The organism is Flavobacterium sp. KBS0721, from assembly GCF_002007065.3.
In the GTDB taxonomy this organism is placed as follows: Bacteria; Bacteroidota; Bacteroidia; order Flavobacteriales; family Flavobacteriaceae; genus Flavobacterium; species Flavobacterium piscis.
On record NZ_CP042170.1, the window covers coordinates 1333431 to 1356601 of the forward strand.

Consider the following 23171-nt stretch of genomic DNA (forward strand, 5'->3'; position numbering starts at 1 on the left):
ACATGAGTCCTATAAAAATAAATACTTTATCTGCCTTTGCATTGCTTGTATTTGCAGGTTGTAACACTACTTTACAAGCACAAGCTTCTGCTTCTAAAGAGTTGATTACTGCTCCTTTAGCAGTTATTAAAAAAGCACCGCTTAGCGAAAACGAATTAAAAAGATGGAGTCATCTTGATTTAATCAAAGATTCGATTCCGGGAATGAGTGTGGACAGGGCTTACGCCGAATTATTGCAAGGAAAAAAAGGAGTAAAAGTAATTGTAGGGATTGTAGATTCTGGAGTAGATATCGAGCATCCTGATTTACAAGGAATGATCTGGACTAATCCTAAAGAGATTCCGGGTAACGGAATCGATGATGACAAAAACGGATTTATTGATGATGTTCACGGATGGAATTTTCTTGGGGATGCTGTTCACGAAAATCTTGAATTGACACGTATTGTCAAAAAAGGAGATGATGGATCAGCACAATACAAAGCAGCTTTAGCACAATACGAAGAAAAATCTAAAAAAGTTTTAGAAGACAAAGAACAAGTAGACTTTTTAATCGATGTGCATAATACAATCAAAAAAGAGTTAAATAAAACAGATTATAAATTAGAAGATCTAAGCAAAGTTACTTCGACTGACCCAAAAGTAGCGAGAAGTAAAATGGTGATGACTCAAATTTTGACCAATGCAGGACCAACTTTTAATCCTGAAGCAGAATTAGAAGATTACAGAGAATCAGTTTACGATCAGTTCAATTATAACTTGAATAAAGAGTACGACGGAAGAAAAATCGTAGGTGATAATCCGGAAGATATCAAAGACAATCATTACGGAAATAACGTAGTTTTTGGCCCGGATAAAGAAAAAGCATTGCACGGAACTCACGTTGCCGGAATTATTGCACAAATTCGTGGTAATGATTTAGGTGGAGACGGAGTTGCAAACAATGTCGAGATATTGACAGTGAGAGCAGTTCCTGACGGAGATGAGTACGATAAAGATATCGCTTTGGCAATTCGTTATGCAGTTGATAACGGAGCAAAAGTAATCAACGGAAGTTTCGGAAAAAGTTTTTCTCCGCATAAAAAATGGGTTTACGATGCGATAAAATATGCAGCTAAAAAAGATGTTTTAATTGTACACGCAGCAGGAAATGACGGATACAATATCGATAAAACAGAAAACATTAACTACCCAAATGACTCTGAAGATAACGTAAAAGAATTTACAAATAACGTAATCACAATTGGCGCAATCAATAAAGCATACGGAGAAAATGTTGTAGCTCCGTTCTCAAACTTCGGAAAAATAAATGTTGATGTTTTTGCTCCGGGCGAAGAAATTTATGCAACTGTTCCAAATAATAAATACAAATATTTGCAAGGAACTTCGATGGCGTCTCCAAATGCGGCAGGAGTTGCAGCATTGATTCGTTCCTATTATCCAAAACTAAAAGCAGTTCAGGTAAAACAAATTTTAATAGATTCAGGAGTAGCACTTCCATCAATGGTGATTTTAGGTGAAAATCCAAATCCCAACGAAAAACCGGTAGCAGTTTCTTCTGCAGAATCATCAAAATCTGCTAAAATGGTAAATGCCTATAATGCTTTGTTGATGGCAGAAAAAATGTCAAAGAAATAAAAAACACAAAATAGTAACCTGATGGAAGAGTGGCAACTCTTCCATTTTTATTGAAAAAATGATGCGAAAAATAATACTACTTTCCTTTTTAAGTTTGGGTTTAAACTCAGCATTTGCACAAAATGCTCCATATTGGCAACAGCATGCTGATTACAAAATGGAGGTTGCCATGGATGTAAAAAACTATCAGTACAAAGGGAAACAAGAATTAGTGTATACCAATAATTCTCCTGATACTTTAAAAAAAGTATTTTATCATTTATTTCCAAATGCATTTCAGCCGGGAAGTGAAATGGATGCACGTTTGCATTTTATAAAAGATCCTGACGGAAGAATGGTAACCAAAATAAAAGGTGCCGACGGAAAGGAAACAAAGCAAAGCCGAATAGAAACTTTAAAACCAAACGAAATAGGGTTTCTAAAAATCACCAACTTAAAACAAGATGGCGTAACGGCTCAAACCAGAGTTTCAGGAACGATTTTGGAAGTAACTTTGGCGAAACCGATTTTACCTAATTCGAAAACTACTTTTACCTTAGATTTCGACGGACAAGTTCCGGTACAGGTTCGTCGTTCAGGACGTAATAATTCTGAAGGAGTAGCGCTTTCAATGTCACAATGGTATCCAAAATTAGCCGAATTTGATTTTGAAGGCTGGCATGCAGATCCATACATTGCGAGAGAATTTCACGGTGTTTGGGGTAATTTCGATGTGAAAATTACAATCGATAAAGACTATACTATTGGAGGTTCAGGATATCTGCAAGACAAAAACGCCATTGGTCACGGCTACGAAGATGCTGGTGTAACCGTTGTTTATCCAAAAAAAGCAAAAACGTTAACATGGCATTTTATCGCTCCAAACGTTCACGATTTTACATGGGCTGCAGATAAAGAATATACGCATGATATCGTAAAAGGACCAAACGATGTCGATTTGCATTTCTTCTATAAAAACAACCCGAAAACGACCGAAAATTGGAAACAATTAGAGCCGTTAATGGTAAAAGTAATGGAGTATTACAATCAAAGAGTTGGTGCATATCCTTACAAACAATACTCGTTTATTCAGGGTGGAGATGGCGGAATGGAGTACGCAATGTGTACTTTGATGTTAGGAAACGGAACACTTCAGGGAATTTTGGGAACTGCAACACATGAATTAGGACATTCATGGTTTCAGCATATTTTGGCTTCAAACGAGTCAAAACACCCATGGATGGATGAAGGTTTCACGACTTATATAGAAGACGGCGCTTTGAATGAATTAAAAGGAGATAAAAAAGAAGTAAATCCGTTTAAAGGAAATTACGCCGCTTATTATCAATTGGTAAATTCCGGAAAAGAACAACCACAAGGAACTCATGGAGATCGTTACGATGAAAACAGACCTTACAGTATTTCGGCTTATATAAAAGGAAGCATCTTTTTATCACAATTAGAATATGTAATTGGGAAAGATAATGTAGATGCAACTTTGAAAAGATATTTTAACGATTTCAAATTCAAACATCCAACTCCAAACGATATCAAGAGAACTGCAGAAAGAGTTTCGGGAGCAGAGTTAGACTGGTATTTAATAGATTGGACTGAGACATTAAATACAATAGATTACGGTATCAAAGACGTTGCAGATAATGCAGGAAAAACGACTGTAAGTTTAGAAAGAATTGGAAGAATGCCAATGCCAATAGACCTAACGGTTGAATATACTGACGGCACTTCTGAAAGTTTCTACATTCCGTTAAGAATGATGAATTTCATTAAACCAAATCCAAATACGAAAGTAAAAAGAACAGTTTTAGAAGATTGGGCTTGGGCGCAACAAAACTATAGCTTTACAATTGACAAAAACAAAACAGCGATCAAAAAAATCACAATAGATCCAAGCGGATTAATGGCGGATGTGAAACCTGCCAATAATGTTTTTGAAGTGAAGTAAAGAATTTAAATTTCAATTAAGATAAAATCCAAAGCTGTTATGGCTTTGGATTTTTTTTGTTTTAAAAAGTTATCAAAAATAGTGTCAATGCTAAATATGATGATATTTACTATTAAAATTCAATAATTAAATTACTATCTTCGAGCCGTTAAAAAAGCAAATGTTAATAATTTTTGTGAATTGACATCTAGAACCAAACTAATAAATCTTACCTATTTACAAATGAAAATTAGAAAAATCGGACCCAACCATGATTTGCATGAAATTAATAATAAAAAGAGAAAACCTTATAAAATTATCTTCTTTACTTTAATCATTCTGTCAACAGCAGCTTTTTTTGGCTTTAAATATTTAAAAAAGCCACCTGTTGCTATTTGTTTAGATTCAGATACAAAAGTTTATAACGAATACAAAGACGCTGTTGTACTGATAAAACACAGTTATGGTTATTTTGCAAAAATTAAAGGAAAAGAAATTCAGCTTATTAATCAAGATGTAAAAGAAGAAACAGTTTTTGGAACAGGTTTTTTCGTAGACCGGGAGGGTAAAATAATGACCAACAGCCATGTTTTGCAGCCATGGAATTCATCAAATGAAGAGCAGGAAAAAGCAAATACCACTATAAGAAATTTAAAATTAAAGATTGCCTCAATTCTTACCACCGATGTTTCAGAAGACGAGTATCAAAGTTTTATTGAAAGAAACTGGAAAATTGCATCTGCTTATGACGAAAGTGAAGGCGATTATGAAGGTGAAGGTGAAGAAACAAGTGAAGAGCCAGCGGGTGAAGAATTTGTCAGTTCGAATGATACAGAAACAGATACAGCCACAACAGATATTGCAGCTGCTATTCCTGTTAAAGAATATGTATCGAGGGAAGATATTGAAGTATATGTAAAAACTGTAAATATTGCGGTGGCACTTCATGACTCAGATGAGCAATGGCTTAGTTGCGAGATCGAAAAAGTTTCAGAAGATACCAATATTGATTTAGGTATTGTACGACTAATAGATCATACAACTCCGCAAAGTGTTGCAAATATCATCAATCTTGACAATTCGGTTAAGGATGATGCCTCTTTAAATCCCGGACAAAAAGCAATAATGGTGGGTTATCCTTTGGGAATGGATTTGGCAAAGACAGATTCAGGCATAAAAGTGCAGCTTTATGACGGTAAAATAAGTAAAGAATCCGACGGGAATAAAATTCAGTACAGTATCACTTCTACGCATGGTGCCAGTGGTGCACCGGTATTTAATGAGTGCGGTCAGTTAATCGCAGTCAATTTTAGCGGAGTAGATGAGGTACAGGGTTTTAATTTTGGAATTGTCGCTAAGCATATTAGTACGTTTTAATTATAACCACTTAAAAACGTATTGTTTTTTCTCCTTTATAATCAAACAAAAAAACCAATTTTTTTAATATGAATAAAGTTTTTACCATCTGTGCAATAATGTTTTATAGTGCAGTTTTTTCTCAAATTCCAACTCTGGATGTAGAAAATCAGAAAAAAAATTCAGTAATCCTGCAAGAAGTAAAAATTGAAACCAAAATTTTAGGGAATCTTGCATCAACGACTGCAACTTATGTATTTTACAATCCTGGTGACAGAATTTTAGAAGGAAATTTTACACTTCCGTTACCGGAAGGAGTAAGTATAAGCGGCTATGCGTTAGATATCAACGGAAGTTTAAGAGATGCAGTTCCTGTTCCGAAAGAACGCGCTAAAGAGGTATTTGAAAGTATTGAAAAAAGAAATATAGATCCCGGTATTATTGAAAAAGTAGCGGGAAATAATTTTAGAACCAGAATTTATCCAATTACGGCCAGAGGTACGAGATTCATTAGGATTACATACCATCAGGAACTGAAAAATTTCGACAGCGATTATCAGTATTTTTTAAGTTTTGCCAATGCAGTCAATATTCCAAAATTTAATTTGAAAGTATTGGTGAATGAAAGTCTGGCAACTCCTAAGATTACGGAAAATCCAGATGGAAGTTTTGCTTTTCAAAAACAAGGCAATCAATGGATTGCTGAGATTAATAAAACGAATTTTACACCAAATGAAAATCTTAAAATAACTATTCCAAAAGTAAACGAATCAAATGTATTGTTTCAAAAAACTTCTGGTGATAAATTTTATTTTGCAGCGAATGTTTCGACGGATTTCCCTGTAAAGGAAAAATCAAAATCTCATAAGATTGCCATTATTTGGGACAATTCATTTAGCGGATCAAAGAGAAACCGTCAAAAAGAGTTTGACTTTCTAAATGCTTATTTTTTAGAGAACAAGGATATTTCGGTATCATTTGTCCTTTTAAATAATGTTCTGGAAAAAACAGAAGAATTTACTGTTTCGGGGGGAAATTGGAGTGCATTAAAAAATAGAATTGTTGATTTAAAATATGATGGTGGAACCGACTTTGGTGCACTAAAAGAGATTTCAGGAATAGAAGAATATCTTCTATTTTCTGATGGAATTTCAAATTTTGGAGATTTGACTTTAAAATTCAAAAAACCTGTAAATAGTATTGTAAGCACGCCTACTTCTGATTTTAACCTTCTAAAACTTTTAGCATCACAATCAGGTGGAAACTTTATCAACTTGAATGAATTAGATACTCAGTCTGCTCTAAAAACATACAATAAACAGCCTGTTATATTTTTAGGATTTAAAGAAAGTGCTGCTATTCAGGAATTATTTCCAAATGTGGGAACGGTAGTAAATCAACCGGTGAATATATTTGGAATTTCATCTCCAAATTTGGGCAAGCTAACTGCTCTTTTTTCTGTAGGAAATAAAAAATTTGAAGTGCCCGTAGATTTCAATAACGCTGTGCAAGTTGATAACTGGCAAATTGCGCAATTTTGGGCACAAAGAAAAATTAATGATCTTGAACTCAATTCAACTCAAAACCGCGATGAAATCAGAAATCTGAGCGAACAGTTTGGTGTAGTAAGTAAAAACACCAGCCTTATTGTATTGGACGACGTAAATGACTATGTGCGTTACGGAATTAAACCACCTCAGGAATTATTATCTGAATACAACAAAATTGTTTCAAGAAACAAAAAAGAAATTTTAGAGAAAAGAAAAAACCTTCTGTCCAAATCTTTTGACATAACGCGTGAACTGGTAGCCTGGTGGAATACCGAATTTAAACCTGTCGAAAAAAAGCAGTATCCTAAGATTTCTAATCAGTCGCAAAAAATGTCAGGACAAGAAAGTATTGCTAGCGACAATGCTGTATATTCTGCAGAAAGTAACTCCGTTGCCGATAAAACAAAATCTACAGGTAAAATAACTTTGGTAGAAGTAGAAAGCAACGAAGAGTATATGAAAGATTTTCAGAATTTACAGTCTTCTGAATTAATCTACCAAAAATACCTTGAAAATCGTCCTAAATATGAAAAGCTGGTAACGTATTATTTTGATGTATCTAAATTGCTGTTCAAAAAAGGAGACAAAGCACTTTCTTTAAAGGTTTTAAGCACATTAGCAGAGCTTGATCTGGAAAATGAGGAATTATACAAAACGATATCTTATCTATTGAAACAGAGAGGTAATTATGAAAAAGAATTATGGATTACCCAGAAAATTCTGGAATGGAGACCATTCGATTCTCAAAGCCACAGAGATTATGCATTGGCCCTGATTGATAATAAAAAACCTCAGGAAGCCCTGAATGTCTATAAATCGATGCTTTATCAGGAATATACAGATGAAATTTCAGTAAGAGACAACGGTATAGAAGAGATTTTGATTATGGAAATTAATAATATTCTGAGCCAGAATAAAAATGTTGATGCAAGCAAAGTTGATGATCGTCTAAAAGCAAATCTACCGGTAGACATTCGCGTTGTGATTAACTGGAATAAAGACAATACAGATATAGATCTTTGGGTTACAGATCCAAGAGGGGAAAATTGTTCCTATTCGCATAAATCTACAGAAATTGGAGGAAGATTAAGTAATGATTTCACTCAGGGTTTTGGTCCTGAACAGTTTTTACTAAAAAAAGCCATAAAAGGTAAATATAAAATTAAAACCAATTTTTATGGCGAGAGACAGAATATGCTTTCCGGGCCAACAACAGTGATGGCAGAAGTATATTTGTACTATTCTGATGGAAGACAAGAACGTAAAATTGCTGTTTTCCAAAGTCAGAAAGAAAATAAACGCGAAAACGACAGCAAAATTCTGATTGGAGAATTTGAATTTTAGAAAAAAGTACAAACAAAAAAATACCGAAGATGAACACTTCGGTATTTTTTTTGTTTAAAATTTTCTGCTCGACAAAAAGTTCTTTATGTAAGCTAAGATTTGTTTATCCTAAATGCTCCAGCATATCTTTTGTCATCGATTCAAGATCAAAGGTATGATTCCAGCCCCAGTCTTCTCTTGCAGATGAATCATCGATACTTGCCGGCCAGCTGTCCGCAATTTTCTGACGGAAATCAGGCTCATATGTAATCGTAAATTCAGGAATATGTTTTTTAATTTCAGCAGCAATTTCAGTGGGAGTAAAACTCATTGCAGCCAAATTATAAGATGAATGTATTTTGATATCTTCAGCCGGAGCTTTCATGATATTGATAGTAGCTTCAATTGCATCATCCATATACATCATCGGCATTTTTGTTTCAGAGGATAAAAAGCATTCGTATTTTTTATCGGCAATAGCCTTATAGAAAATATCAACTGCATAATCTGTAGTTCCGCCACCCGGAGGTGTAGACCAGCTAATTAAACCAGGATAACGGATGCTTCGAACATCAACACCATAAATGTTATGGTAATATTCGCACCATCTTTCACCCGCTTGTTTGCTGATTCCGTAAACCGTCGAAGGTTCCATAATGGTATATTGAGGCGTATTTTCTTTTGGAGTTGTAGGTCCAAAAACCGCAATACTTGATGGCCAGAAAATCTTTTTTATTTTTTTTGCTTTCGCTAAATTCAAAACGTGAAATAACGAATTCATATTCAAATCCCAGGCAAACGCAGGATTTTTTTCGGCTGTAGCCGATAAAAGTGCCGCCATTAAATAAATATCGGTAATTTGATGCTCTTCGACAAGATGTTCGATTTGGTTAAAATCTAAAGCATTGACCACTTCAAACGGACCCGAATTAACAACGTCAGTATTTAATTTTCGAATATCAGACGCAATTACATTGTCTGTACCGTATAATTTGCGCAGTTTTTGAGTCAGTTCTGTCCCAATCTGACCGCAAGCGCCAATGATCAATATTTTTGGATTCATTTGTAATGTTTTTTTAGATGTACAAATATAACGTTTTCGCAAATATTTTTACTTTTCATTACAACAAATTATAAATTTAACAATGATGAAGATGCTTTTTTGGATTATTCTCCGTTGAGGTGTTTAATTATTTTTACCGCAAAGCACGCAAAAGGTTTCTACCGCAAAGAGCGCAAAGATTTTTTATCTTACAGTAAGTTTAGAAAGCACAAGTTCGCAAAGCTTTGCGTTGAACCAGCTTTGCGAACTTGTGTTTTTATAAAACGACTTAAATTATAAAACTTTGCGCTCTTTGCGGTTAAATTTTCCAGACAAAAAAACAACCATGATTTATAGAATCTTTAGCAAAAAACAGCATTCGTAATTGTAAATTTACTTTGTAACTTTGTAGCTTAATGTTTTACCAAATGAAATATAAAATATCTCTTTTTCTGCTTTTTGTTTTTGTATTGAATTCATGCCAAAATGAAGACGAAAAACGTCGTGCCGAAAATGAAAAAGAAGCTAAAAAAAAGGAAGTTATTTTTAATAATATCAATAAAGGATGGGTATTTATTGATGAGCCTATCAATGAAATTTCAGAACAAAAAGTAAGTTCATGGAATGAATGGCGCGAATTTTTAAAAGAAATTGGAGATAAGCCCAGAAAAACAATCGGAGCTTTCCAGAAAAAGTCAAGGGCGATTTCAAAAAAAGCGATGGCATTAAATAGCAATATTCCCGCAGAATTTAATGTACCTGCCATAAAAAGCCGAATTTCTATTTTGATCACCAAAATCAAAATGATGGATTTATTTATTCATTTAAATCAGATTCCGGCTGATAAAGTGACTTTTTTAGTGGGAGACATCAATAAAGAATTAGTGTCTTTACAAAGACAAATGGATAATATTTTTGTAAAAAGTAAAATTCCGAAAGAGCAGGGAGAAGAAGATTTCCTTAAAATGTTAGATACAACACGTGCGATTCCGAACTCTAGTACAGTTCCAGTTCCGGTTCAGGCACAAAATTTAGATAAAAAATTACAGAGAGTTGAGTAAAAACGCCTTATATACAATGTATGATAATCTGCCAAAAAATCAGCAGATTGCCACACAATTATTAGAACAAAATCAGATAAAAATGCATCTTAACGGATTGTTAGGATCTGCAGTTTCATTTGTTTTACGCGCTGTTTTCAAAAAAACCGAGTTGCCTTTTTTAGTTATTTTAGACAATAAAGAAGAAGCTGCTTATTATTTGAACGATCTAGAACAAATGATCGGTGAGCAGGATGTGTTGTTTTATCCGGCCTCATTTCGTCGTCCGTATCAAATTGATGAAACGGACAATGCGAATGTTTTGCTTAGGGCTGAGGTTTTAAATAGAATTAATTCTCGTAAAAAACCAGCCATAATTGTTACGTATCCGGAAGCGCTTTTTGAGAAAGTAGTGACGCGCCAGCAATTAGATAAAAACACGTTGAAAGTCGCTTTGAACGATAAAATTTCGATCGATTTTATCAACGAAGTTTTGTTCGAATACGAATTCAAAAGAGTTGATTTTATTACAGAACCGGGAGAATTCTCAGTTCGTGGAGGAATCGTCGATGTCTTTTCTTTTTCAAACGATCATCCATATCGAATAGAGTTTTTTGGAAATGAAGTCGACAGCATCAGAAGCTTTGATGTTGAAACGCAGTTGTCTGTAGAAACCCATAAAAAAATCACGATTATTCCGAATGTTGAAAATAAGATCTTTCAGGAAAACCGTGAAAGTTTCTTGGATTATATTTCAGAAAAAACCGTTCTTTTTATTCAAAATACCGACGGACTTTTTAGTCAGTTAGACAAACAATTCGCAAGAGCCGAAGAAGCTTTTGGGAAACTTTCGGGCGAAATAAAACACGCTACGCCTGAACAATTATTTTTAAATCAAAGTTCGTTTATCAAACGCGCTTTGGATTTTTCTATAGTAGAATTGGCTTCAAAGCCAATTTTCAAAACCACTAAAAATTTTGAATTTCATTTTCAGCCACAGCCTTCTTTCAACAAACAATTTGATTTACTGCTAAATAATCTGAGTGACAATCATTTTAACGGATATAAAAATTATCTGTTTTGTTCGAATGAAACGCAGGCAAAACGTTTTCATGATATTTTTGAAACCTTAGACGAAGCCAATTCAGAGAATATTCGCAAGCAATATCACACTATTGTATTGCCTTTGTACCAAGGTTTTATTGACGAAGAAAATCAAATTACGGCCTATACCGATCATCAGATTTTTGAACGTTATCATAAATTCAACATCAAAAACGGCTATTCTAAAAAGCAAAATATTACGCTGAAGGAATTAACCGCACTTTCGGTTGGCGATTATGTAACACATATCGATCACGGAATTGGAAAATTCGGTGGATTGCAGAAAATTCAGGTGGAAGGCAAAACGCAGGAAGCCATAAAACTGGTTTATGCTGATAATGATATTGTTTATGTGAGCATTCACTCGCTTCATAAAATTTCAAAATACAACGGAAAAGACGGAACACCTCCTAAAATCTATAAATTAGGATCGAATGCCTGGAAGATTTTAAAACAAAAAACCAAGGCACGCGTCAAACATATTGCTTTCAATTTGATTCAGTTGTATGCAAAACGCCGTTTAGAAAAAGGTTTTCAATTTGCGCCGGACAGTTATCTGCAAAACGAATTAGAAAGTTCGTTTATTTATGAAGATACGCCGGATCAAACCAAATCGACACAAGAAGTAAAAGCCGACATGGAAAGCGATCGCCCAATGGATCGTTTGGTTTGTGGCGACGTTGGTTTCGGAAAAACCGAGGTTGCCATTCGTGCTGCTTTTAAAGCGGTTGATAATAGCAAGCAAGTCGCTATTTTGGTACCGACCACAATTTTGGCGTACCAGCATTACAGAACTTTTACCGAAAGATTAAAAGATATGCCGGTTTCAATTGGTTATTTAAACCGATTCAGAACGGCCAAACAAAAAGCACAAACCTTAAAAGATTTAGCCGAAGGTAAACTCGACATTGTGATTGGAACGCATCAATTAGTAAACAAAAATGTGGTTTTTAAAGACCTTGGTTTATTGATTGTCGATGAGGAACAAAAGTTTGGTGTAAACGTAAAAGATAAATTAAAAACGATTGCTGCGAATGTCGATACATTGACATTAACCGCTACGCCAATTCCGAGAACGCTTCAGTTTTCGTTAATGGCTGCGCGCGATTTATCTGTAATTACAACACCTCCGCCAAACCGTTATCCGATTGAAACAAATGTGGTTGGATTTAATGAAGAGATTATTCGTGACGCCATCTCGTATGAAATTCAGCGAAACGGACAAGTTTTCTTCATCAATAATCGAATCGAAAACATAAAAGAAGTGGCGGGAATGATTCAGCGTTTGGTACCAAATGCCAGAGTCGGAATTGGCCACGGACAAATGGAAGGCGCCAAACTAGAGGAATTGATGTTAGGTTTCATGAACGGCGATTTTGATGTTTTGGTAGCAACCACAATCATCGAAAGCGGTTTGGATGTACCAAATGCCAACACGATTTTCATCAACAACGCCAATAATTTCGGATTGTCAGATTTGCATCAAATGCGTGGTAGAGTAGGGCGAAGCAACAAAAAAGCATTCTGTTATTTCATCTGTCCACCGTATTCTTCTATGACTGAAGATGCCAGAAAACGTATTCAGGCATTAGAACAATTTAGCGAACTCGGAAGCGGTTTCAACATCGCTATGAAGGATCTTGAAATTCGTGGTGCCGGAGATTTATTAGGTGGCGAACAAAGCGGTTTCATTAACGAAATTGGTTTTGATACGTACCAAAAAATCATGAACGAAGCCATCGAAGAATTAAAAGAAAATGAATTCAAAGATTTATATCCGGAAGAGAACGATATTGAAACGAAGGAATATGTAAAAGATTTACAAATTGATACCGATTTTGAATTGTTGTTTTCTGATGAATATATCAATAATGTTACCGAACGTCTAAGCTTATATAACGAGTTAGGTTCTGTAAAAAATGAAGCCGAACTGGTTATCTTTCAAAACAAATTAATTGACCGTTTCGGACCAATGCCTCCGCGCGCCAATGCCTTGATGAACAGCATTCGCATCAAATGGATTGCAACCAATATAGGAATTGAAAAACTGGTAATGAAAAAAGGAAAAATGATTGGCTATTTTGTTTCGGATCAGCAATCTGATTATTATCAGTCGTCTAAGTTTAGAAAGGTTTTGCAATTTGTTCAAAAATACAGCAATCTTTGCACAATGAAAGAAAAACAAACGCCTAATGGTTTACGACTTTTATTGACTTTTGAAAATGTAAAATCTACTAAACGAGCTTTGGAATTGATGGAAATGTTGGGGGAATAAAAAAGTTAGCCACAGATTATAAGATTCTCACAGATTATAAAATCCCCTTAATCTTTTAATCTGTGGCAAATGAATTTTTTCAAAATAAAAATGCCGGATGAAATTTTTCATCCGGCATTTACTTTTAAAAATTAATTCGTGCTAATTCGTGCAATTCGTGGCGAAAAAAATTATATCTTTTTCAATCCCTTTAATTCTGATGCATTTCCTTCTTTAACACTAATAGCAACACCTCCGCCCGGAGCTAAATATTGTTTTAAAATTGTTTTTGAGGTTACAACAACTTTAGTGACAGTATATTTCTGTGGATTTTTATCCCAATTGGCTTCTTTAGCATCTGCATAAATTGTTGCGATGAATTTTTTGCCGGCAGGTAAATAATCAAATGTGATGTTGGCAGTTCTTGGATTTTCGTCTGTGATTCCTCCCACAAACCATGCGTCTTTTCCTTTAGCTTTACGGGCGATTGTGATGTAATCTCCAGGTTCAGCTTCCAGAATATAACTGTTGTCCCAATCTACCGCAACATCTTTGATGAACTGAAAAGCATCTGGAAAACGCTCGTAATTACCCGGAATATCAGCCGCCATTTGCAACGGACTGTACATTGTAACATAATAAGCCAATTGTTTTACCAAAGTTGTGTTGACACGCTGCGTACTTCCTGTTCCGTAATACGAAAGATCAGTTTGGAAAATCCCCGGAGTAAAATCCATTGGGCCTCCCATCAATCTTGTAAATGGTAAAATCGTAGTATGATCTGGATTCAATCCTCCCATTGATTCAAACTCCGTTCCTCTGGCTGATTCTTGTGCAATCCAGTTTGGGAAAGTTCGGTGCAAACCTGTTGGACGAACTGCTTCATGACTGTTAATCATGATTTTATAATCCGCAGCACGTTTTGCAACATTGATATAATGATTCACCATCCATTGTCCGTCATGGTGTTCGCCACGCGGAATAATTTTACCTACATATCCTGTTTTAACAGCATCATAACCATTGTCATTCATAAATTGAAAAGCACGGTCTAAACGACGCTCGTAATTTGTTGCAGATCCAGAAGTTTCGTGGTGCATGATAATTTTAACTCCTTTTGAAGCCGCATATGCATGAACTGCTTTAACATCAAAATCAGGGTAAGCGGTTACATAATCAAAAACTTCTTCTTTCCAGTTTCCAATCCAGTCTTCCCATCCAATATTCCAGCCTTCAATAAGAATCGCATCGAAACCATTTTTAGAAGCAAAATCAATATATTCTTTTGCTCTTTCAGTTGTAGCTCCGTGTTTTCCATTTGGCGTAAGCTTCGTAAAATCATCGGTCAACTTTACATTATTTTCTTTTCCGAAAGCCCACGTACTTTTTCCTGCCACAAAATATTCCCACCAAATTCCGATGTATTTTACCGGTTTGATCCAGGAAACGTCTTTATAACTTGTTGGTTCGTTAAGATTCAGAATTAATTTTGAAGCCAAAATTTCAGTTGCTTTATCGCTTACGACAATAGTTCTCCAAGGCGATTGGGCATCAGTTTGCATATAACCTTTTGCTCCCACTGCATCAGGCGCTAAATGACTGCGCATTTTGTTGTTTACGGCATCAACTTCAAGATACATTGCCGGATAATTGATTAATCCTGCTTCGTGAATGTTGATGTATAAACCGTCATCAGACTTCATCATAGATGGCGTTTGAACAGCAAGTTCTTTTATTGGCCATTGTGAATTGATTTCGATCGTTGCTTTTTTCATCAACGAAGGAATCTCAGAAATTTTCGAAGTGGTATACGCATATTCATTGGTATCATAATCTCCCGGAATCCAGAAAATTTTATGATTTCCAGCCAAATTAAATTCAGAACGCTCTTCTTTTATCACAAAATAACTCAGGTCATTTTGCTTTGGAAATTCATATCTAAAACCTAATCCGTCGTTGAATAAACGGAAACGAATGCGAATGTATCTGTTGTTATTTTTCGCTTGCGCTAAAGTGACAACCAATTCGTTATAATGATTACGAATGGTTTTTTCTTCTCCTAAAACCGGATTCCAACTTTCATCAACAGAAGATTGTGCTGTATTTGTAACGGTAAAACCATCCAAAAACGAAGGCAAATTTTGAAGTTCTAAACCCAAAGAACTTGGCTTTATAACTGCTTTTTGTTTATATGATAATTGGTAAGACGGAATTCCGCCTTCTTTCAATTCAAATTTTAAGGAAAGATTTTTGTCTGGCGAAGTTATTTCCTGTGCGTGAATCCATAAGGAATTTACACAGGCAAAAAGTAAAAGCGCTAGTTTTTTGCTCAAACGAATTTGAAGCGGCATTTTGTGGGATTGAAAATTCATTGTTATTTAGTTTTTTGCAAATCTAATTTTATTAAAGGCTTTTATTGCTTTTTTAGGATTAAATATTGGTAAGCCTCCAATTTAATTTGGTTCGTTATTTCGAATGATTCGCCTGTAAGTGCGTTTTTCCAGGTAGTGTTGGCAATTCCTGTTGCAGCGCCATAGGTTACCGCATTGTTGCGCAAATTAACTACAACTAAAACTTTTTCGGTGTCAGTTTGCATTATAAAAGCACTCACATCAGTACTACTGTATCCTGTCAATTTTCCCTTTCTTAAAGCATCACTGCTGTTTCTAAAAGCAATTAAATTTTTGTATTCTTTTAGCATTGCGTAATCTGCTGTTGACCAATCGATTGGTGTTCGATCAAAATAATCAATTCTTTTATTGTAACCTACTTCCTGACCGTTGTAAATCATTGGAATTGAGTTCATGGAAAAAGCGACTAAAAAAGCAGCAAGTGATCCTTTTTTACCGCCAAATAATTCTATCGGAGTACCGTCAGAAAGATTCACATCATGATTGCTTGTATAACGAACAATTCTTCCAGTTGAAGTGGATCCATATTCTTTTGTATTTTGTGTCTGCAAGTTTGAGGCAGGTTGTCCATTGGCAACTACTTTTTTTAATGAATCAAAAAAACCAAAACCAAAATTATAATCAAATCCAGCTGTAAAATTCTCGGCACGGGTACCTTCTGCCATCATCAATACATTTTGATTCTTGATCTTTCTAACAGTAGAAACTGCCTGCGTCCAAAAATCGGTTGGCACAAAATCGGCATAATCACATCTAAAACCATCAATATTCGCATTGTATACCCAATAGGACATAGCATCGATCATTGCGGTTTTCATTTGAGCATTATTAAAATTCAATTGGGCAACATCGTTATAATTTGTTCCGGGAGGAATAATAATATTACCGCTTGCATCTTTTTGATACCAGTCTGAATGCTCTGTAATCCATTTGTTATCCCAGGAAGTATGATTGGCCACCCAGTCTAAAATAACAGCCATATTGCGTTTATGAGATTCATTTACTAATGAACGAAGATCTTCTAAAGTTCCAAAATCAGGATTAACGGCTTTATAATCTTTAACAGAATAAGGAGAACCTAATTTTCCTGATTTTTTTACTTGTCCAACAGGATAAACAGGCATTAAATAGACCACATTTACCCCTAATTTTTTTATGGAGTCTAATCTTTTCTCCACGCCTTTTAATGTTCCTTCGCTGCTAAAGGCGCGAATATTTACCTGATAAATAATGGCATCGGTACTTTTAGGCATATTAGCAAATGGTTCGCCGTATTGCTGATAAACTGGATCCGGATCTGGGTTTGGTTTTGGATCGGGATTCGGATTATCCTCAGAAGAACTGCAGGATATAAACGCCAGAGCTAACAATAGTAAAAAAACAATGTTGGTATTCGACTTCATAATTAAGGAATTTAATTTTTTTATAAGGCTGAGCTGTAATTTTTGAATTTTAAAGTTTGATAGATAACCTGCCTTTCGCTCAAAAAAGGCAGGTATCACTCAAACTAATCTAGCTTATAATTATATACGTTAGATTATTTTTTTACAACAGTGAAAGAAGCTGTTGTTGGATATGTACCTTTATCTGTAGCAACTCCTGCTGTTTCATTTACAGTAAATGTAACTTCATATGTGCCTGCTTCTGAAATGTAATAAGCTCCACCGTCATAAGTTGCGACTGTGCCTGATCCATCATTAGGGCCATAATTAATTGTCCATTGATTATTCAATTTGAATTTGATATTTCCAGGGATTAACGCAGCCGTAATTTTCCATGTTTTAGTTTGATGATCATAAGACATAGGAAGCGCATTGTTCCATCCGAAGTTTGCATCTTCGGCTGTTGGTGCATGTGTTGCATCTCCGGCAATTCCCCATTCGTAAGCTGTGGCTGTATATTTCAAAGTATTAAGATTTACTTTTACCTGGAAAGAACCTTCACCAGGAAGTTGTAAATCGGTTGTACTCATTCTTGCAAGAGAACCTGCTGCAGCGCCGGCGCCGTAAAATTCATCCCAGCCTTTTGCAGTATTTACTTTAAAGCCTGTTCCGTATCCCGGAAGAACGGTTACATAACCTTGATAAATACCTTTTTCAATAGCAGTTAAAATTGTTGCTGTGTTTACGTCCCAGTCTTTACCTTGATAGCTTCCTGGCATATAAATTTCGCCAAAAACAATTGCTTTTTCATAAGGTGTAACTGTAAGGTCAACTTGATTAGAATAGATACTTCTATCCATTACTGCCACAACTCTGGCAGATATTGTACCGGCAACATCGGCTTTAAGCCCTAAGTCGGCAGCAATTTTATTTAACTCTCTTACGGTAAAAGTTTTACTCAAAACGTCATTTCCAGCTTCGACAGCCTGGACATTTACCCACGCATTTTTGCCTTTAGTGTTTGCGGTTAAATCAAATTGAACCGTGTATAGAACGGGAGCTGCAACGGGAAAAATAACAGCTGGCCAGGAGATAGTTACGGCATCGTTGTCTGCCGTTGCCTCTGTTAACACAAATGTATTTGCTGAAGAGGTAATTGGTGCCGGAAAGCTAACAGATTGTAAAACTGTCAATGGTGCATCACTGTCACAAGAAGCAGCAAACATTACCATGGTAAGTAATGCTGCTAATTTATTGATATATTTTTTCATAATGTGTACTGTTTTTTAGTAACCTGGATTTTGTTTAAGTGCTGGATTAGCATTTAAAGCTGAAGTTGGGATAGGGAATATTTTTCTATATTCAGGCGAAAGACCTCTGAATTGATTTGGTAATAAAAATTTATCAAAACGAATCATATCTTCTCTGCGGTGTCCTTCCCAGTTTAGTTCACGACCTCTTTCATCATAAATATCATCAAGAGTTGGATTTCCAGCCAGACCAGAAATACCTGCACGTGTTCTAATAGCATCAACAAATGGTTTAGCTGCTCCGGCATTACCCAAGCGAACATTACATTCTGCCATCATTAAAACAAGATCGGCATATCTGTAAATAGGGAAATCATTAGATGCTCCACCGCCACCTCTTGGTGCAACAGGATAAAATTTGATATTACGAACTCCTTCTTGCGCTCCGGCACCCGGATCGTCTAATGAAGTTACATCCAGTGTATAATTGGCTCCTCCTGCTTGTTGTCCTACCAAAAACTGGTTTTTACGTACATCGCCATCTTGATATTTCAAATAAAATTCTTTAGGAACAATCGTCCCGTTCCATCCGTCATAACCAAATAATGCCCGGCAATGTGCGCCATACAAACTACGTACGGTAAAGATGTTTCTCGAAACCACATCTACAGTTGTATAAATAGATAAAATGGTTTCGTCCTGAGGAAGTACATCTCCAAATAATTCATAATATTTGCTTTTTAAAGGATTAGCAGCATCCTCAGCACCCGAGTGTAGTGAAAAACCACCACCGTCGACAACGTTACACGCTGCGAGGCACTCAGCCCATTTTGGTGTTCCGGTAAGGACACCTGCATTCAAATAAACTTTGGCAAGCAATGTGTATCCTGCCCATTTGTTGAATCGGCCATATAATTCTCCACCTTTACCTGTTGGCAGCAAATCAACATTCGCTTTTAATTCAGAAACGATGAAATCAAATACTACCTGACGATTTGCTTGCGGAATTTTATCTACAGTAATATTATTGTCTGTATAAAAAGGAATGTTCCCAAAATCATCAATCAATAAGTAATAGAAAAAAGCTCTTAATACTTTTGCTTCAGCAATTTTTGAAGCATCAGCACCTGCTAACTCTAATTGATTAACAGCTAAATTGGCATTGAAAACGGATTTATACAACCAGTTCCAGGTATTATTTATCATTGTATCTGTTGGCAGCCAATCGTGTTGATAGGTACGTGCAAAATCAGTACCCCAGTCGCCTGTATTTCTGTGCGGGATAACTTGTTCATCGGCACACATAGAATTCAAATCATACCAGCCTAAATCAGCACCAGCATAACCAACTCCATCCCAGTTACCGCCTATCTGGGCATAAACACTAGCCAAAGCGATATCCGCTCCTTTTGGTGTTCCGTAAAATTCATCTGGCTGGTATTTGTCATACACAGTTTCATCAATATTAGTGCAGCCAACCAGAGCAAAGAAACAAACGCTTCCTGCTATCAATATATTTTTAATTTTCATTTCTTTTACTATTTAAATTTGACAATTACACCAAACGCAACACTTCTTGTACGAGGATAAATACCTCTGTCACCACCAAAATAGGCATTATCAGAGTTGCTTCCGTTTAGGTTAATTTCAGGATCGATACCTGTGTAATCTGTGATAAGAAATAAGTTGTTTCCAGTAAGAGAAAGTCTGATAGACTCCAAAAAGCGGTCTTTAAAAACAAAATTGTATCCGGCAGTAACATTTTCTAAACGAATAAAAGAAGCATCTTCCAGCCATATGTCTGAACCATATGGAGAAGTTCTGATACCTTTATCTAAGGCACTGTCTAATACATTTGATTTACCGATATTCTCTAAATAACTTGAACGCTGATTAACAAGATTGTAAACTTTATTACCTCCTGAACCTCTTAATAAAAGCGATGCATCAAAGTTTTTATAGCGTAAAGATGGATTGAAAGCAAAAGTATAAGTTGGTAAAGCAGATCCTTTTATTACACGGTCAGGACTTCTGGCACCCTGATCGATAATTCCATCTCCATTTCTATCCACTACAGTTTCAACCCCGGAAGCGTTTACGCCTTCATGTTCTAAAATATTGAATGTACCAATTGGTTGTCCTTTTATCAAATACATGTTAGGCGTCCCTCCGCCCCAGGCTACATAATCAGTATTCAATGCTATACCATTGATACTTCCGCTTAAGTTAAGTACTTCATTGCGCATAAAAGAAACGTTTCCGGCCAATGTAAATGTTGTATTTTCATTACGAATAACATCATAACCTAAAGAAACCTCTAATCCTTCGTTTCTAATACTACCTACGTTGGCTTTAATATCGCTTTTTGGATAAGGCGGTTGTGGCACTGTGTAATTAAATAAAAGATTGTCAGTTGTAGCAGTATATACATCAAAGGTACCTCTTAGTCGGCTATCGAGTAAGGCAAAATCAAGACCTAAATTGGTTTGCTTTTTGGTTTCCCATTTCAAATCGGCATTAGGATTTTGACTAATGTTGAAATTGGTAATTTGAGAACCTCCAAAATAGGTAGATCCTGCACCATCAACTAAAGATAGAGAACCCTGTGGACTTAAACCTTGCTGGTTTCCCGTAACACCGTAACCTGCACGCAATTTCAATTCATTTATTAATGTTTGATTGCTCATAAATGATTCTTTAGTAATTTGCCATGCAACAGATGCCGATGGAAAATTACCCCATTTGTTGTTCGCTCCAAAAACAGAAGATCCATCACGTCTGATACTTGCGGTAACTAAATAACGGTCTAATAAAGTATAATTAGCTCTTGCTACAAATGAAGCTAATGTTCTGTCATTTTTATATGATCTTATATCATTATATATTACTTTAGACATATCGCCGTATTGTAGTGCATTATATGAAGTCACATCACTAATAAACCCTCTGGCTTGCAAAAAATTCCCCTCGTAAGTTTGATTTTGCCATTCGTATAAGGCCAAAGCATTAATACTATGAACACCAAAGGTTTTTTTATACGTTAAACTGATGTCCATTAACTTCTCATTCTGTCTTTCATTTGTGATGTTTCCAAAACCATCTTGTCTAACAGCGCCAGGATCTGTTGATGACACGGGCAAATAAAAACCAGTTGTTTTATTCGTTTTTCTCCAGCTGCCAAACCAACCCGCTTGTAAGCCCTCAGCTAAATCTAAGTCAGCTTTAAGGCTCCCAAATAAGTTATCCCATTGTGAGTCATTAATTGTTTTTTCTGCTACGGCGTAAGGATTTATATATTGAAACAAGCCTGGGTCTGTAAAATAAGTTTTTCCATCTGTATCAAAAACAGGGTCAGTTGGGCGCATTAAGTAAGCTTGTGAAATCAAGTTAGAAACCTGTCCTGATCTGCCCACATCTGCAATAGTCCTTGTGCTGGTTTCAACTCCGTTATTTAAATTAAAAGTTAATTTTAATTTATCGTCCAGTCCTTTTTGAGTCGCTTGTACTCTGGCAATATATTTTTTGTTGCTAGAGTTGATAACCACACCATCCTGCGAAATAGCCGTCAAAGAAGCACGGTAATTTAATTTATTTGTGCCTCCTCCAAATGAAAGTGTGTGGGACTGCGTAAAACCAGTTTGGGTTAATACTCCATACCAATCCGTATCAGCGCCATGATTTGAAGAGGCAGGAACACCATTACTTGCTGCTGCCGCTGACCATTCAGCAGCACTTAGCATATTTAATTTTTTCGGAATAAAATCTATAGATGTAGATCCAACATATTCAATAGTAGATTTTCCATTTTTGTTGCTTTTTGTAGTTACAAGAATAACTCCGGCAGCTCCTCTTGATCCGTAAATAGCGGTTGCCGAGGCATCTTTCAGAATGTCAATCGATTCAATTTCAGTTGGAGGAATCGAAGTTAGCAAGTCTAAATTTCCTTGAATTCCATCTACCACTACCAACGGATCACTGCCGCCAATTAATGAACTCACTCCACGTATACGAACACTTGGTCCGGAACCCGGCTCGCTTCCAATCTGGTTAATGTTTACACCCGCAGCTTTACCTGAAATCAATTGCAACGGATTAACAATTGCCCCCTGATTCATATCTTTTGCAGCTATTGAAGAAACCGCTCCGGTAACATCTTTTCTGGCTGTAGTACCGTAACCAACCACGACAATCTCTTGTAAGTTTGTAGCATCAGGAAATAATTGAACGTTTATTACTTTTTGATCAGCAGTAAACTTTTTCTCCGTGTATCCTACAAACGTAACTAGAATTACTGACTGACTGCTTTCAACAGTAATTTTGTATTTTCCGTCAAAGTCGGTAATGATTCCATTTTTAGTTCCCTGTTCAAAAACAGATGCTCCTGGTAAAGGCAATCCATTTTCATCAGTAATAGTACCCATTACTGTTTGCTTTTCAAACTCAATGACATGTGTTTTAATCTCTGGTTTTTTAAGGATAATTTGAGTATCCCTAACTTTAAATTCTGTTTGGGTTCCTTTAAAAATTCTATCTAAAACCACATATATGTTCTGGTCTTTTACAGATATCGAAACTGTTCGGTCTAAGTCGATATCGTTTAATTTGTAAATAAACCTGAAATCTGTTTTTTGTTCTATGGTCTCAATAACCTTCTCGATTGTTGAATTGTTCAGTTCTAGAGTTACTTTTGTCTTTTGGGCATAAGTATTCCCTCTAATATTAAACATGGCGACCAAAATAAGTAGCGTAGTTAGTTTCAATTTTAGGTCATTTTGGAACACTCGGTATAAAAACCCAGTATTCTTTGATTTTTTTTTCATAATTTTGTTAATTGATTGTAGTTAATTCGTTATATTCAATCACTTAGTAAATCGGAAATTGTTCGCAGCTCTTTCCGATTT

The 23171-nt window shown here is 35.7% G+C and carries 12 protein-coding genes; 6 read left to right on the forward strand and 6 right to left on the reverse strand.

The features are described 5' to 3' along the window. The first annotated feature begins 2 nt into the window (after window positions 1-2). From B0M43_RS05990 to B0M43_RS06005, 4 genes are all read left to right on the forward strand, one after another. A complete protein-coding gene (locus B0M43_RS05990; protein WP_065451630.1) occupies window positions 3-1637 on the forward strand; it encodes a S8 family peptidase in 1635 nt (544 codons plus the stop codon). A 61-nt stretch (window positions 1638-1698) separates the two neighbouring features. Further along, window positions 1699-3579: a M1 family metallopeptidase gene (locus B0M43_RS05995; protein ID WP_078006489.1), complete on the forward strand. Its 1881-nt coding sequence runs from the start codon at window positions 1699-1701 to the stop codon at window positions 3577-3579. A gap of 222 nt (window positions 3580-3801) precedes the next feature. After that, window positions 3802-4935 (forward strand): serine protease, encoded by a 1134-nt coding sequence (locus B0M43_RS06000; protein WP_078006488.1) that lies wholly within the window; start codon window positions 3802-3804, stop codon window positions 4933-4935. A 68-nt stretch (window positions 4936-5003) separates the two neighbouring features. Beyond that, window positions 5004-7808 carry a VIT domain-containing protein gene (locus B0M43_RS06005; RefSeq protein WP_078006487.1) on the forward strand — a complete coding sequence of 935 codons (2805 nt, stop codon included), beginning with the start codon at window positions 5004-5006 and terminating at the stop codon, window positions 7806-7808. 103 nt (window positions 7809-7911) lie between these two features. Here the strand turns inward: B0M43_RS06005 and B0M43_RS06010 are convergent, their stop codons facing one another. Beyond that, window positions 7912-8850 (reverse strand): L-threonine 3-dehydrogenase, encoded by a 939-nt coding sequence (locus B0M43_RS06010; RefSeq protein WP_078006486.1) that lies wholly within the window; start codon window positions 8848-8850, stop codon window positions 7912-7914. 407 nt (window positions 8851-9257) lie between these two features. Here B0M43_RS06010 and B0M43_RS06015 point away from each other — a divergent pair, with 407 nt between their 5' ends. Then, on the forward strand, window positions 9258-9890 hold the full coding sequence (locus B0M43_RS06015) for a hypothetical protein (protein WP_065451625.1): 633 nt from the start codon (window positions 9258-9260) through the stop codon (window positions 9888-9890). After that, window positions 9883-13248, forward strand: a complete 3366-nt coding sequence (mfd, locus tag B0M43_RS06020; protein WP_078006485.1) for a transcription-repair coupling factor — start codon at window positions 9883-9885, stop codon at window positions 13246-13248. Before B0M43_RS06015 ends, mfd begins: the two co-directional genes overlap by 8 nt. A gap of 170 nt (window positions 13249-13418) precedes the next feature. Here mfd and B0M43_RS06025 read toward each other — a convergent pair whose 3' ends face one another. From B0M43_RS06025 to B0M43_RS06045, 5 genes are all read right to left on the reverse strand, one after another. Further along, the gene (locus tag B0M43_RS06025) at window positions 13419-15599 is read right to left on the reverse strand and encodes a glycoside hydrolase family 97 protein (protein WP_078006484.1); all 2181 of its coding nucleotides are present in this window, start codon (window positions 15597-15599) and stop codon (window positions 13419-13421) included. Between the two features lie 41 nt (window positions 15600-15640). Continuing rightward, window positions 15641-17041, reverse strand: coding sequence for an alpha-amylase family glycosyl hydrolase (locus B0M43_RS06030; protein ID WP_078006483.1), 1401 nt, complete (start codon window positions 17039-17041; stop codon window positions 15641-15643). 134 nt (window positions 17042-17175) lie between these two features. Further along, window positions 17176-18291, reverse strand: coding sequence for a SusE domain-containing protein (locus B0M43_RS06035; protein WP_078006482.1), 1116 nt, complete (start codon window positions 18289-18291; stop codon window positions 17176-17178). A gap of 15 nt (window positions 18292-18306) precedes the next feature. Beyond that, complete coding sequence (locus B0M43_RS06040; RefSeq protein ID WP_078006481.1) at window positions 18307-19800, reverse strand: RagB/SusD family nutrient uptake outer membrane protein; 1494 nt, start codon at window positions 19798-19800, stop codon at window positions 18307-18309. A gap of 8 nt (window positions 19801-19808) precedes the next feature. Further along, window positions 19809-23030, reverse strand: a complete 3222-nt coding sequence (locus tag B0M43_RS06045) for a TonB-dependent receptor (RefSeq protein ID WP_246860202.1) — start codon at window positions 23028-23030, stop codon at window positions 19809-19811. Window positions 23031-23171 lie beyond the last annotated feature (141 nt).

What these genes read in the sequence shown, in the direction of transcription:
- B0M43_RS05990 (WP_065451630.1), top strand. Translation starts at nt 3, where the DNA reads ATGAGTCCTATAAAAATAAATACTTTATCTGCCTTTGCATTGCTTGTA.
- B0M43_RS05995 (WP_078006489.1), top strand. Translation starts at nt 1,699, where the DNA reads ATGCGAAAAATAATACTACTTTCCTTTTTAAGTTTGGGTTTAAACTCA.
- B0M43_RS06000 (WP_078006488.1), top strand. Translation starts at nt 3,802, where the DNA reads ATGAAAATTAGAAAAATCGGACCCAACCATGATTTGCATGAAATTAAT.
- B0M43_RS06005 (WP_078006487.1), top strand. Translation starts at nt 5,004, where the DNA reads ATGAATAAAGTTTTTACCATCTGTGCAATAATGTTTTATAGTGCAGTT.
- B0M43_RS06010 (WP_078006486.1), bottom strand. Translation starts at nt 8,850, where the DNA reads ATGAATCCAAAAATATTGATCATTGGCGCTTGCGGTCAGATTGGGACA.
- B0M43_RS06015 (WP_065451625.1), top strand. Translation starts at nt 9,258, where the DNA reads ATGAAATATAAAATATCTCTTTTTCTGCTTTTTGTTTTTGTATTGAAT.
- B0M43_RS06025 (WP_078006484.1), bottom strand. Translation starts at nt 15,599, where the DNA reads ATGAATTTTCAATCCCACAAAATGCCGCTTCAAATTCGTTTGAGCAAA.
- B0M43_RS06030 (WP_078006483.1), bottom strand. Translation starts at nt 17,041, where the DNA reads ATGAAGTCGAATACCAACATTGTTTTTTTACTATTGTTAGCTCTGGCG.
- B0M43_RS06035 (WP_078006482.1), bottom strand. Translation starts at nt 18,291, where the DNA reads ATGAAAAAATATATCAATAAATTAGCAGCATTACTTACCATGGTAATG.
- B0M43_RS06040 (WP_078006481.1), bottom strand. Translation starts at nt 19,800, where the DNA reads ATGAAAATTAAAAATATATTGATAGCAGGAAGCGTTTGTTTCTTTGCT.